The sequence below is a fragment of the Cupriavidus sp. UME77 genome (assembly GCF_014170355.1).
In the GTDB taxonomy this organism is placed as follows: domain Bacteria; phylum Pseudomonadota; class Gammaproteobacteria; order Burkholderiales; family Burkholderiaceae; genus Cupriavidus; species Cupriavidus basilensis.
On sequence record NZ_LZZU01000040.1, the window covers coordinates 22,433 to 35,527 of the forward strand.

At 67.7% G+C, this 13,095-nt stretch carries 8 protein-coding genes; 3 read left to right on the forward strand and 5 right to left on the reverse strand.

Translation table 11 applies throughout. From position 1 onward, the window contains the following. Positions 1-63: 63 nt before the first annotated feature. The 4 genes from A9975_RS14990 to A9975_RS15005 are packed head-to-tail and all read right to left on the reverse strand — an operon-like array spanning position 64 to position 9,509. Complete coding sequence (locus tag A9975_RS14990; protein WP_255503239.1) at positions 64-1,554, reverse strand: efflux transporter outer membrane subunit; 1,491 nt, start codon at positions 1,552-1,554, stop codon at positions 64-66. A 9-nt stretch (positions 1,555-1,563) separates the two neighbouring features. Further along, the gene (locus A9975_RS14995) at positions 1,564-4,860 is read right to left on the reverse strand and encodes an efflux RND transporter permease subunit (protein ID WP_183033482.1); all 3,297 of its coding nucleotides are present in this window, start codon (positions 4,858-4,860) and stop codon (positions 1,564-1,566) included. Further along, entirely contained in the window at positions 4,860-8,033 is a 3,174-nt protein-coding gene (locus A9975_RS15000; protein ID WP_255503240.1) for an MdtB/MuxB family multidrug efflux RND transporter permease subunit, read from the reverse strand. The genes A9975_RS14995 and A9975_RS15000 overlap by 1 nt, the downstream gene beginning before the upstream one ends. A 9-nt stretch (positions 8,034-8,042) precedes the next feature. Further along, complete coding sequence (locus A9975_RS15005) at positions 8,043-9,509, reverse strand: MdtA/MuxA family multidrug efflux RND transporter periplasmic adaptor subunit (protein WP_183033483.1); 1,467 nt, start codon at positions 9,507-9,509, stop codon at positions 8,043-8,045. Between the two features lie 342 nt (positions 9,510-9,851). Here A9975_RS15005 and A9975_RS15010 point away from each other — a divergent pair, with 342 nt between their 5' ends. The 3 genes from A9975_RS15010 (at position 9,852) to A9975_RS15020 (ending at position 12,362) form a co-directional block, all read left to right on the forward strand. Beyond that, the gene (locus A9975_RS15010; RefSeq protein WP_183033484.1) at positions 9,852-10,583 is read left to right on the forward strand and encodes a response regulator; all 732 of its coding nucleotides are present in this window, start codon (positions 9,852-9,854) and stop codon (positions 10,581-10,583) included. Continuing rightward, positions 10,580-11,857 (forward strand): ATP-binding protein, encoded by a 1,278-nt coding sequence (locus tag A9975_RS15015; protein WP_183033485.1) that lies wholly within the window; start codon positions 10,580-10,582, stop codon positions 11,855-11,857. The genes A9975_RS15010 and A9975_RS15015 overlap by 4 nt, the downstream gene beginning before the upstream one ends. A 211-nt stretch (positions 11,858-12,068) precedes the next feature. Continuing rightward, positions 12,069-12,362 (forward strand): GYD domain-containing protein, encoded by a 294-nt coding sequence (locus A9975_RS15020; protein ID WP_150993438.1) that lies wholly within the window; start codon positions 12,069-12,071, stop codon positions 12,360-12,362. A gap of 66 nt (positions 12,363-12,428) precedes the next feature. On the opposite strand, the gene plsY is transcribed toward A9975_RS15020, so the two are convergent. Beyond that, positions 12,429-13,046 carry a glycerol-3-phosphate 1-O-acyltransferase PlsY gene (plsY, locus tag A9975_RS15025; RefSeq protein WP_183033486.1) on the reverse strand — a complete coding sequence of 206 codons (618 nt, stop codon included), beginning with the start codon at positions 13,044-13,046 and terminating at the stop codon, positions 12,429-12,431. Positions 13,047-13,095: the final 49 nt, after the last annotated feature.

Genomic DNA, 13,095 nt, shown 5'->3' on the forward strand with positions numbered 1-13,095 from the left:
GCGGTGCGAAGGCTCCCGCCACCCTTTGCCAGTTCCTATTTGCCATTTGCCATTTGCCATTTGCTATTGCGTTGCCGAGCCGCCGGGTGCTGTGCCAGCTGGCGCCGTATTCGACGCGCTCTCCGTCTCGATATGCCAACCGCCGCCCAGCGCCTTGATCAACACCGCGCTGGTCGTGTACTGGCGGCCTACGATGGTCAGGTAGGTGCGCTCCGCGGTGTAGGCGGTGGTTTGCGCCGTCAGTACGTCCAGCAGGCTGGCGGTGCCAGCGCGGTAACGGTTGTTGACCAAGGCCAGCGCATCGCGCGCCGAGCGCAGCGCGTCGTTCTGCACCACGCTTTCCTGCTCCAGAAGGCGCGCGCCGGCCAGGTTGTCCTCGACCTCCTGGAACGCGGCGAGCACCGTCTGGCGGTAGTTGGCCACGGTCTGGTCGTAGGCCGCCACCGCCTGCGCCTTGGCCGCGCTGCGCAGGCCACCGTCGAACAGCGTGCCGGCCAGCGCCGGGCCGATCGACCACACGCGGTCCGGCAGCGACAGCCAGCGCGCCAGCGTGCCGGCGGAAAGCCCGCCGGTGGCCGACAGCGACAGCGTCGGGTAATAAGCCGCCTGGGCTACGCCAATCTGCGCGTTGGCCGCGGCCATGCGGCGCTCGGCCGCGCCGATATCGGGCCGGCGTTCCAGCAGCGCCGACGGCACCGCGACAGGCACGCGCGGCACGGCGGCGGCATAGTCCTGCGGCGCGATGGAGAGGTCGGCCGGTGGCTTGCCAGTCAGGATGGCGATGGCGTGCTCGAGCTGCGCGCGCGTGATCTGGATATCGATCTGCTGTGCCTGCGCGGATTTGAGCTGGGTCTCGGATTGCAGCACATCGGAGCGCTGGGCGGTGCCGGCTGCGTACTGGTTGCGTACCAGTTGCAGTGACTTCTCGTAGTCGACGACCGTGCGGTCAAGCAAGGCCTTCTGCTGGTCGGCGATGCGCAGCAGGAAATAGCTCTGCGCCAGCGTGGACTGGGTCGACAGCAAGGTCGAAGCCAGGTCGGACTGGCTGGCCTGCGCGCTGGCTTCGCTGCTTTCCACCTGCCTGCGCACGCGGCCCCACACATCGATCTCCCAACTGGCCGACAGCGTGGCGTTCTGGCTATTGCTGATCAGGCCGCTGCTGCCGCTCGCGCGGCTCAGCCCGGCCGATGCGCCCAGCGTGGGGAAGTAGCCGGCGCGCGCCGATTGCAGCGCGGCCAGCGCTTGGCGGTACTGCGCCTCGGCCGCCTTGATGTTCTGGTTGGATACCTGCACCTGCGACATCAGCGTGTCGAGTGCCGGATCGCTGAACACCGCCCACCAGTTGCTGCGCGCGCTGGCATCCTGTGGCTCGGCCGGCTTCCACGTGCCCCACTGCGAGGTGTCGGCGGGGGCTTCCTTGAAGGCCGGGGTGCTGGGCGCGTCCGGCCGCTTGTAGTCGGGACCCACGGCGCAGCCGCCCAGCAGCAGGGCGCAGGCTACCGTCAGCACGGTCGCGGGGACGGAGAGGGCGGGGAGGCGAAGAAAAGCGTTCATGGATCGCATTCAGGGTTCGAGGCTGGCCGTGGCCGCAGGCACGGCGGAGCGGCGCTGGCGCCAGGCTTTCACCTTCAGGCGCCAGCGGTCCAGCGTCAGGTACACCACGGGCGTTGTGTACAGCGTCAGCAACTGGCTGACCACCAGCCCGCCGACGATGGAGATGCCCAGCGGCGCGCGCAGCTCGGCGCCGTCGCCGTGGCCGATCGCCAGGGGTATCGCGCCCAGCAGGGCGGCCATGGTGGTCATCAGGATCGGGCGGAAACGCAGCAGGCAGGCGCGGTAGATGGCGTCTCGCGGCGACAGGCCCTCGCGCCGCTCGGCGTCGATGGCGAAGTCGATCATCATGATGGCGTTCTTCTTGACGATGCCGATCAGCAGGATCACGCCAATCAGCGCGATGATGCTGAAGTCCGTGCCCGAGGCCAGCAGCGCCAGCAGCGCGCCCACGCCGGCCGACGGCAGCGTGGACAGGATGGTGAGCGGATGCACATAGCTCTCGTACAGCATGCCGAGCACGATATAGATGGTGATCAGCGCGGCCAGGATCAGCAGCGGCTGGCTCTTGAGCGAATCCTGGAAGGCCTTGGCGCTGCCCTGGAAGTTGGCCTGCAACGTCTCCGGCACGCCGATGCGCGCCATCGCGGCCTTGACCATGTCGGTCGCCTGCGACAGCGAGACGCCCTCGGCCAAGTTGAAGGAGATGGTGGAGGCCGCGAACTGGCCCTGGTGATTGACGCCCAGCGGCGTGCTGGTGGGCGCGAAGCGCGCGAAGCCCGACAGCGGCACCCGCCTGCCGCCGCCCGTGACCACGTAGATATCCTGGAGCGCATGCGGGCCCTGCAGGTACTCGGGGCTAAGCTCCATCACCACCCGGTACTGGTTGAGCGGATTGTAGATGGTGGACACCAGGCGCTGGCCGAAGGCATCGTTGAGCACCGCATCGATCTGCTGCGCGGAGACGCCGAGCTTGGACGCGGTGTCGCGGTCGATGATCACCGAGGTCTGCAAGCCCTTGTCGTTGGTGTCGGTGTCGACGTCTTCCAGCCCCTTGAGGTTGGAGATGGCCGCGCGCACCTTGGGCTCCCACTCGCGCAATACGTCGAGGTCGTCCGACTGCAGCGTGAACTGGTAGGCCGAGCTGCTTTGGCGCCCGCCAATGCGGATGTCCTGCACCGAGGTCAGGAACAGGCTCGCGCCCGGCTCCTTGGCCAGCTTGACACGCAGCCGGGCCACGATGGCGTCGGCCGAATCGCGCTCTGAAATCGGCTTGAGCGTGACGAACATCTGGCCGGTATTGCGTTGCGAGCCGCCGGTGAAGCCCGTCACATTGACCACCGCCGGATCGGATTGCACGATCTTGATGAAGTTATCCAGCTTGGGGCGCATGGCCTGGAACGAGGTGGCCTGGTCGGCGCGGATAAAGCCGATCAGGCGCCCCGTATCCTGCTGCGGGAAGAAGCCCTTGGGCACGATCATGTAGAGCCAGACATTGAGGCCGATGGTGGCCAGCAGCACCAGCCACACCAGTCCGCTGTGGCGCAGCGCCACCGCCAGCGTGCGTGAGTACCCATCGTGCATCCAGGCGAACACCCGCTCGCTGGCGCGGTAGAGGCGGCCCTGGCGCTCGGGGGGCACCGGCTTGAGCAGGCGCGCGCACATCATCGGCGTGGCCGTGAGCGAGACCACCAGCGATACCAGGATCGCCACCGACAAGGTGATGGCGAACTCCTGGAACAGCCGCCCGACGATGCCGCCCATCATCAGCAGCGGAATAAACACCGCGATCAGCGACAAGCTCATCGACAGCACCGTGAAGCCGACTTCGCGCGAGCCCTTGAGCGCGGCTTCGAGCGGCTTCATGCCTTCCTCGATGTGCCGCGAGATGTTCTCCAGCACCACGATGGCGTCATCCACCACGAAGCCGGTAGCGACCGTGAGCGCCATCAGCGACAGGTTGTTGAGCGAGAAGCCGGCCAGGTACATCACCGAGAAGGTGCCGATCAGCGACACCGGCACCGCCACGCTAGGGATCAGCGTGGCGCGCACGTTGCGCAGGAACAGGAACACCACCATGATTACCAGCGCCACCGAGATCATCAGGGTGTGCTCCACCTCGCGCAGCGAGCCGCGGATGGTGGGGGTGCGGTCCATCATCACTTCCATCTTGATGGCGGGCGGGATCATCTGCTGCAGCGACGGCAGCATCGCGGTGACGCGGTCCACCGTCTCGATGATGTTGGCGCCGGGCGAGCGGTTGAGCACCAGCAGCACCGAGGGCTGGCCGTTGGCGGAGCCGGCGTTGCGGATGTCCTGCACCGAGTCGGTCACCCGCGCCACGTCCGACAGCCGGATCGGCACCGCGAAGGAGTTCGGGCCGCCGCTGTTGCTGTTGCCGCCGGTGGCGCCGGTGGTAATGGTGGTGGTGCCGCTGCTGGTGGTCAGCGTGGTGGTGGTGACGCCGTTGACGGTCTTGGTGCTCACGCCGCCGCCCGCGGTGGCGTTGGCCGTGCTGGCGATCAGCGCACCGGCCGAGGCCGACGAGTAGGTGCCCGGCGTGGCGTAGCGAATGATCAGCGGCATGTAGTCCGCCGCCTTCATGGCCTGGTCGTTGGCGTAGACCTGCCAGTTGGTGGTGGTGTTCTCGAGCGAGCCGAGCGGACGGTTGGCGTTGGTGGCGCTGATGGTGTTGCGCACATCCTCCAGCGAGACGCCGTACTTGTTGAGCGCCGTGGGGTTGAGCTCCACCCGCACCGCCGGCAGCGACGAGCCGCCGATGGTGACCTGGCCCACGCCCTCGATCTGCGACATCTTCTGCGCCAGGATGGTCGAGGCCGCATCGTAGAGCTGGCCGCGCGTCATGGTGGGCGAGGTCAGCGCGATGATCATGATCGGCGCATCGGCCGGGTTGACCTTGCGGTACGTCGGATTGCTCGGCAGGCTGGTGGGCAGCGTGGCGCGCGAGGCATTGATGGCGGCCTGCACGTCGCGCGCGGCGCCGTCGATGTCGCGCGAGAGCTCGAACTGCAGCGTGATGCGGGTCGAGCCCAGCGAGCTGCTGGAGGTGATCTCGGTGACGCCGGCAATGGCGCCCAGGGCGCGCTCCAGCGGCGTGGCCACGGTAGCGGCCATGGTCTCGGGGCTGGCGCCGGGCAGCGAGGCGGACACCGAGATGGTGGGGAAATCCACCTGCGGCAGCGGCGACACCGGCAGCAGCCGCAGCGCCGCCAGCCCCGCCAGCAGGATGCCGATGGTCAGCAGCGCGGTGGCGACCGGGCGATGGATGAAAGTGGCCGACAGGTTCATTACGGCCTCGGCTCCGGAGCGTGCCCGGCTTCATTGCCACCCGCGCTGCCACCTGCGCCACCACCTGCGCCACCACCCGTGTCGTCGCCAAACCGGCGCTGGCGCCAGGCTTTCAGGCGCGTTGCCACGCTGTCGAACGCCAGGTAGATCACTGGCGTGGTGAAGAGCGTCAGCACCTGGCTGACCAGCAGGCCGCCCACCATGGTGATGCCCAGCGGGCGGCGCAGCTCCGAGCCGATGCCGGTGCCCAGCATCAGCGGCAGCGCCGCCAGCAGGGCCGCCATCGTGGTCATCAGGATGGGGCGCAAGCGCAGCAGGCAGGCCTGGAAGATCGCCTCGCGCGGCGCCATGCCGCCCTCGCGCTCGGCCTCGAGCGCGAAGTCGATCATCATGATGGCGTTCTTCTTGACGATACCGATCAGCAGGATGATGCCGATGATCGCGATGATGCCCAGGTCCTGGCCCGAGACCAGCAGCGCCAGCAGCGCGCCCACGCCGGCCGAGGGCAGGGTGGAGAGGATGGTCACGGGATGGATGGTGCTCTCATAGAGCACGCCCAGCACGATGTACATCGTGATCACCGCGGCCAGGATCAGCCACAGCGTGTTGGACAGCGAAGCGCGGAAGGCCAGCGCGGCGCCCTGGAAGTCAGTCTGCATCGAGATTGGCAGGCCGATTTCCTGCTCCACCTTGGCGATCTTGTCGACCGCGGCGCCGAGCGATTCGCCCGGTGCCAGGTTGAACGAGATGGTGGCCGAAGGGAACTGGCCCTGGTGGTTGATCACCAGCGGCCCGGTGCGCTCGCTGATGCGCGCGAACGCGCCCAGCGGCACCTGCCCGCCGGAGGAGGAGGGCAGGCGCAGCTCCGCCAGCGACTGCGGATCGGTGCGGAACTGCGGCATGGCCTCCAGTACCACGCGGTACTGGCTCGACTGCGTGAAGATGGTCGACACCAGGCGCTGGCCGAAGGCGCTATACAGCGCGCTGTCGATCACCGCGGTGGTGATGCCAAAGCGCGCCGCGGCGTCGCGGTCGATATCCACATAGGCACGCAGGCCGTTGTTCTGCTGGTCGCTGGCCACGTCGCGCAGCTCCGGCTCCAGCTTCAGGCGCTCGACCAGTCTCGGCACCCAGGTGGCCAGCGTGGCGGGGTCCGGGTCCTGCACGGTGAACTGGTATTGCGTGCGCGACACGCGGTCCTCGATGGTCAGGTCCTGCACCGGCTGGGTGTAGAGCGAAACCCCGCCAAGCTTGTCGACCGCGGCCTGCAAGCGGCGCGTCACGTCCTCGATGGAGTCGCTGCGCTGGTCCTTGGGCTTCAGGTTGATCAAGAGGCGCCCGGCGTTGAGCGTGGTATTGGTGCCGTCGACCCCGATGAAGGAGGACAGGCTCTCCACCGCCGGGTCTTCCAGCACCACTTTGGCCACGGCCTGCTGCTTCGCTGCCATGGCGGGGAACGAGGTGGTCTGGGACGCTTCGGTAATGCCCTGGATCACGCCGGTGTCCTGCACCGGGAAGAAGCCCTTGGGCACCAGCATGTACAGCAGCACGGTCAGCACCATGGTGCCGACGGCGACCAGCAAGGTGAGCTTCTGGCGGTCCAGCACCCATTCCAGCGCGCGGCCGTAGCGCTCGATCACGTTGTCGAAGAAGCGGCCGGTGGCGCGGTGAAAGCGCGAGAGCTTCTCTTCGGGCACATGGTGCAGCAGGCGCGCGCACATCATCGGCGTGAGCGTCAGCGAGACCACCGCCGAGATCAGGATCGACACCGCCAGCGTGATGGCGAACTCGCGGAACAGGCGCCCGACCACATCGCCCATGAACAGCAGGGGGATCAGCACGGCCACCAGCGAGAACGTCAGCGAGATGATGGTGAAGCCAATCTGCTTGGAGCCCTTGAGCGCCGCCTCCATGGGCGAGTCGCCCTTCTCGATGTAGCGCATGATGTTCTCGATCATCACGATCGCATCGTCCACCACGAAGCCGGTGGCAATGGTCAGCGCCATCAGCGTCAGGTTGTTGATCGAGAAGCCCGCCAGGTACATCACGCCGAAGGTGCCCACCAGCGACAGCGGCACCGCCACGCCCGGGATGATGGTGGCGGGCACATTGCGCAGGAAGACGAAGATCACCATCACCACCAGCGCGACCGCCAGCAGCAGCTCGAACTCCACGTCGCGCACCGAGGCGCGGATGGTGGTGGTGCGGTCGGTCAGCAGCTGCACCTTGACCGAGGCCGGCAGCGCGTTCTGCAATTGCGGCAGCAGGGCCTTGATGCGGTCCACCACCTCGATCACATTGGCGCCGGGCTGGCGCTGGATGCTCAGCACGATGGCCGGCTTGTCGTTGGCCCAGGCCGCCAGGCGGCTGTTCTCGGGCCCGTCGACGATGTTGGCCACATCGGTAATGCGGATCGGCGCGCCGTTCTGGTAGCCCACGATGATCTGGCGGTACTCGTCGGCGGACTTGAGCTGGTCGTTGGCGTCGATGGTGGAGGCGCGCGCGGGGCCATCGAAGCTGCCCTTGGCGCCGTTGACGTTGGCGCTGCCGATCGCCGTGCGCAGGTCATCGATCGACATGCCGAGCGCGGCCAGCGCGGTCGGGTTGGCCTGGATGCGCACGGCCGGGCGCTGCCCGCCGCTGATGCTCACCAGCCCCACGCCCTGCAGCTGCGAGATCTTTTGCGCCACGCGGGTGTCCACCATGTCCTGCAGCTTGGGCAGCGGCATGGTGTCGGACGTCATGGCCAGCGTCATGATCGGCGCGTCGGCCGGGTTGACCTTGCTGTACACCGGCGGCATCGGCAGGTCCGCCGGCAGCAGGTTGCCGCCGGCGTTGATGGCGGCCTGCACCTCTTGCTCGGCCACGTCCAGCGACAGCGTGAGCTCGAACTGCAGCGTGATCACCGAGGCGCCGCCCGAGGACGACGACGACATCTGCTTGAGGCCCGGCATCTGGCCGAACTGGCGCTCCAGCGGTGCCGTGATGGACGAAGTCATCACATCCGGGCTGGCGCCCGGATACAGCGTGGTGACCTGGATGGTCGGGTAGTCGACCTCCGGCAGCGCCGACAGCGGCAGCAGCTTGAAGGCCACCAGGCCCGACAGCAGGATGGCGACCATCAGCAGCGCGGTGGCGACCGGCCGCTCGATGAACAGGCGTGAGGGATTCATGCTGGGTCCTTACTGCGGCCGCTGGGGCGCCGCGCCCGCCGGGGCGCCAGCGCTGCCGCCGCCATCCGTTGCCGCCGCGCTCGCGCCGTCGCGGTGACGCCGCCCTTCACCGTGCGCACCCGAGGCGCCCGGCACGCCGGAAGCGCCGGCCGCGCCGCTGGCGCCACCATCGCGGCGCCGTCCGCGCCCGCGCGGCGCGCTGGCTGGCACCAGCGCGGCGGCGCGCGCCGCCGGGTCCACGGTTTCCACCGTCATGCCTTCCTTGAGCCGGTCGGCACCGTCGACCACCACGCGCTGGCCGGGCTGCAGGCCCTTGGTCACCACGGTGCGATCGCCGTCGCTCGTGCCGAGCGCGACCACCTGGACCTTGACCTTGCTGGTGTCGTCCACCACATAGACAAAGGTGCCTTGCTGGCCGCGCTGGATTGCCGCCACCGGTACCACGGTGGCGTCCTCGATCGTGTCCACCTTGGTGCGCATGTTGACGAACTGGTTCGGGAACAGCAGGCCGTCCTGGTTCTGGAAGATCGCCTTGAGCTTGACCGTGCCGGTGGTGGTGTCGATCTGGTTGTCGGTGGTCAGCAGCGTGCCATCGGCCAGGCGGTTGCGGGCCTGGCGGTCCCAGGCCTGGACGGGAATGGTCTCACCCGCGTGCAGGCGCTTGAGCACCGACGGCAGGTTGTCTTCGGGAATGGTGTAGAGCACCGCGATTGGCTGGATCTGGGTGATCAGGGCGATGCCGTTGGTGTCGCTGGTGCTGATGATGTTGCCCGGGTCGACCTGGCGCAGGCCGATGCGGCCAGAGGCCGGCGCGATGATGCGGGTGTAGCCCAGTTGCAGGCGGGCGCTGTCCACGTTGGCCTGGTCGGTCTTGACCACGCCTTCATACTGGCGCACCAGGGCGTCCTGGGTGTCTACCTGCTGGCTGGAGATGGAGTCCTGGCCGAGCAGGGTGCGGTAGCGCTTCTGGTCCAGGCGGGCGTTTTCCAGCAGGGCGCGGTCGCGCGCCAGCGTGCCCACGGCCTGGTCCAGCGTGGCCTGGAACGGGCGTGGGTCGATCTCGGCAAGCACATCGCCGGCCTTGACCATCTGGCCCTCCTTGAACAGGACCTTGAGCAGAGGCCCCGACACCTGGGCCCGCACGGTCACATTGGCCACGGGCGTGACATTGCCCAGGCCGTTGAGGATGACGTCCATATTACGCTTGGCCACGGTGCTGACCACCACCGGCGAGCGCTGGCCGCCGGGACCCCCAGGGCCGCCCGGGCCACCGGGGCCACCGGGGCCGCCACGGCTGCCGTTAGCGCCACCGGGCGCGCCTGCGGGGCCGGCGGCGGGCGTACGATGCTTGTACCAATACCAGCCGCCGCCGGCCAGCAGCAGGATCAGCGCGGCAGCGATCAGTTTGCGGCGGCGCGAGGCAGCCTTGGGCGGCGGTGGCAGCTTAGCCGGTTGATGTTCTTCGGGGTTGGCCATGACCGGATCCTGGGAGCGACGCGTCAACAACGACGCGTTCGAACGATTTTCGGGGTATGAGAGGCAGAAGTATGCCGCAATGCCGTCGGCACGTGCCGCTGGCAGCACGTGGCTTCATGCGCGGCTTCATGCGCGATTACGCGCTGGCCGGGCGGCGTCGGGCGGGGCCGTCCTGTCCGGCGACCGCCGGCAACGGCAACATAAGCGAAGCATAATGCGCCTTGGCGGCGCCCATGTTTCAGCGCGGGCGGCCAATCTTACAGATCATTACCAGCAGCCCGGGTGTAATGCCCTGAAACAATTCGCCCGGATTGCCGCGCCCAGCCTAGCTATCATCTGCCTATGCGAGCCAATCAGCCTACCCAGATCCTCGTCGTGGACGACGACCCCGAACTCCGCGACCTGCTGCGCGAATACCTCTCCCAGCAGGGCTTTGCCGTGTCCGTGCTGCACGATGGCGAAGGCTTGCAGGCACGCCTGGAGCGCGAGCGCCCCGCGCTGGTCGTGCTCGACCTGATGATGCCCAAGGTGGATGGGCTGACCGCATTGCGCAACCTGCGTGCCAAGAACGACGACATTCCCGTGATCCTGCTGACCGCGCGCAGCGACGAGATCGACCGCATCGTCGGGCTGGAGATCGGCGCGGACGACTATCTCGGCAAGCCATTCTCGCCGCGCGAGCTGCTGGCGCGGATCAACGCCGTGCTGCGCCGCAAGCTGGCCCGCCCCGCGGCCGCGCCGGAAGACCGCGAGGGCATGGCCTTCGGGCCATTCCGCGTCAACTTCCGCCAGCGCTCGCTGGTGCGCAGCGGCGACCCGGTGGCGATCAGCGATACCGAGTTCGCGCTGCTCAAGCTGCTGTTGATGCACCCGCTTGAGGTGCTGTCGCGCGAGCGCATCGTGGAGCTGATGTACGGCACCGCGAGCGGTATCAGCGACCGCGGCATCGACGTCCAGATCTGGCGCCTGCGCCGCCTGCTGGACGAAGACGCCCAACGGCCCCGCTACATCCAGACGGTACGGGGGCGCGGTTATACCTTCGTGCCCGACGAAGCTGAAGACATTGCCCAATGAAGCTGCGCATCGATACGCTGTTCGGACGCATCGCGCTGCTGATCGCAGCGGTGCTGGTGCTGAGCCATTTCTCCTGGCTCGCCATCCTGCGCATGGATCGCCGCCAGCAGCAGGTGGATTACTCCGTGGAGCAGATGATGTTCCAGTTCGAGAGCATCCAGCGCGCGCTTGCCGCCCAGCCGCCCATCAAGCTGCCAAGCCTGGTGGAGGTGGCCAGCGAGGCCAGCGCGGCCGAGCATACGGTGGCGGCCAAGGGCCGGGCGCGCCGGCTGGTCGAGCAATTTTCCCAGCGCATGCCACCCGGGACCCAGGTACGGCTCGAGGAGGACCAGACCACGCGCATCTGGGTCAAGCTGCCGCACCGGCAGGACTGGATCGCGATGCCGGCGCTGTGGGTGGTCAACCCGCCGCCCGACAACCGCCTGCTGCCTGGCGTGATCCTGGTGGTCGGCGTAGCCATGGCCGTGGCCCTGTTGATTGCCTGGCAGATCCAGCGCCCGGTGCGCGACATGGCCGCCGCGGCCGAGCAGCTGTCGCGCCAGCACACCGTCAAGCCGCTGCGTGAGCGCGGCCCGCACGAGCTGCGCCAGTTGATCGTGCGCTTCAACCGCATGATGGCTGACCTGACCCGCATCGACCAGGAGCGCAATACGATGCTTGCCGGCATCGCCCACGATCTCAAGACGCCGCTGGCGCGGCTGCGGTTGCGCGCCGAGATGCTGGCCGACCCCAAGGCCGCGGCCGGCGTCACGCGCGATGTCGAGTCCATGTCCGCCATCGTCGAGCAATTCCTGACCTTCGCGCAGAGCGGCGAACCCGTGGCGCGGCCGGTGCCGGTCGATCGCCGCATCGGCGAGCTGGCCGCCTCGCTGGCCGAGCAGGACAAGTCGGTGGAGGTCTCGCTGATGGCAGGCGAGGGCTTCCGCATGATCGCCACCCAGCTCGACCGTATCGTCGGCAACCTGGTCGACAACGCCTATGCCTATGGCGCGGCGCCGGTGCTGCTCAGCACCTCGCGCCAGGCCGATGGCTGGCACATGGTGGTGGAGGACCATGGCGAAGGCATTCCGCCCGATGCCATGGAAAAGGTCACCCTGCCGTTCGTGCGGCTGGACCCGGCGCGCGGCGGCAATGCGCACTCGGGCCTGGGCCTGGCCATCGTCGACCGGCTGGTGCGCCAGGCGGGCGGCCGCCTGGTGCTGGCAAACCGGGACGAGGGCGGCTTGCGGGTGGAAATGGTGTTTCCGTTCGCGGCGCTGGCACAAGCGGCCTGAGCGCAGGCCGCAGGCCGCCGCACGGCGGCGTCCCGGCACGTATCAGATCTGGAACACATTCATGCGGTTCTCCCCTGCGCGGGGGCTGTCGGCTGACGACATGGCCACGCGGGCCATATGCTGGCTCGCGTGGTACGCAGCTTGCTGCGAGTAGTTGCTCTATGCGCTTTGGCAACGCGTAGCGCCAATCCAGTTGATCAGGAGACGCATCATGGCAACGTTCGTCACGCTTCTAAACTTCACCGACCAGGGAATCCGTACCGTCAAGGACACAACCAAGCGCGCCGCGGCTGTTCGCGAAATGGCAAAGGCCAGCGGCATTGAAATGAAGGATATCTTCTGGACCCTCGGGCAATATGACCTGGTAGCGACCTTTAGCGCGCCTGACGAGGCCACCATGACCGCATTCGGCCTGGCCCTGGGCATGGCGGGCAACGTCCGCAGCCAGACGCTGCGCGCCTTCTCCGCTGACGAGATGAACGGCATCCTCAGCAAGCTGCCGTAGCCACTTGCCAGCCGGCATAAAAAAGCCCGCATCATCGTGCGGGCTTTTTCCTGTCTGATTCGGCGTTCAGGCGCCGGGCGCCTTCTTCTTCTCGCCGATACGGCTTTCCTTGCCAGCCAGCAGCTTTTCGATGTTGGCGCGGTGCCGCACCACCAGCAGCACGCTGATCGCGAATACCGCGCCGGCGATCACGTCCACACCCGACATCAGCACGTAGAAGAAAGGCGCAAAGACCGCCGACACCAGCGCCGCCAGCGACGAGTAGCGGAAGAAGAAGGCCACGATCAGCCAGGTCGCCATCGTGCCCGCGCCCAGCAGCGGGTCGATGGCAAACAGGATCCCGGCCGCAGTGGCCACGCCCTTGCCGCCGGCAAAGCGGAAGAACACCGGGAACAGGTGGCCCAGGAACACCGCTACCGCCACCAGCGCGATGCCCGTGTCGTCGACCCCGTACGCCGGGCCGAAGCGCTGCGCCAGCCAGACCGCCAGCCAGCCCTTCAAGGCATCGCCGATCAGCGTCAGGATCGCGGCTTTCTTGTTGCCGCTGCGCAGCACGTTGGTGGCGCCGGGGTTGCCCGAGCCATAGGTGTGCGGATCGGGCAGGCGCATGGCCTTGCTGACCACGACGGCAAAGGAAATGGAGCCGATCAGGTAGGCGGCTAGTGCGAAGATCAGATTGGCCATGTGGGAATTGGGGGTTTTAGGCTGGCGGGATTGTAGCGTGGAAGGGGGG

Coding starts and splice junctions, on each gene's coding strand:
- A9975_RS14990 (WP_255503239.1), bottom strand. CDS start 1,554: ATGAACGCTTTTCTTCGCCTCCCCGCCCTCTCCGTCCCCGCGACCGTG.
- A9975_RS14995 (WP_183033482.1), bottom strand. CDS start 4,860: ATGAACCTGTCGGCCACTTTCATCCATCGCCCGGTCGCCACCGCGCTG.
- A9975_RS15000 (WP_255503240.1), bottom strand. CDS start 8,033: ATGAATCCCTCACGCCTGTTCATCGAGCGGCCGGTCGCCACCGCGCTG.
- A9975_RS15005 (WP_183033483.1), bottom strand. CDS start 9,509: ATGGCCAACCCCGAAGAACATCAACCGGCTAAGCTGCCACCGCCGCCC.
- A9975_RS15010 (WP_183033484.1), top strand. CDS start 9,852: ATGCGAGCCAATCAGCCTACCCAGATCCTCGTCGTGGACGACGACCCC.
- A9975_RS15015 (WP_183033485.1), top strand. CDS start 10,580: ATGAAGCTGCGCATCGATACGCTGTTCGGACGCATCGCGCTGCTGATC.
- A9975_RS15020 (WP_150993438.1), top strand. CDS start 12,069: ATGGCAACGTTCGTCACGCTTCTAAACTTCACCGACCAGGGAATCCGT.
- plsY (WP_183033486.1), bottom strand. CDS start 13,046: ATGGCCAATCTGATCTTCGCACTAGCCGCCTACCTGATCGGCTCCATT.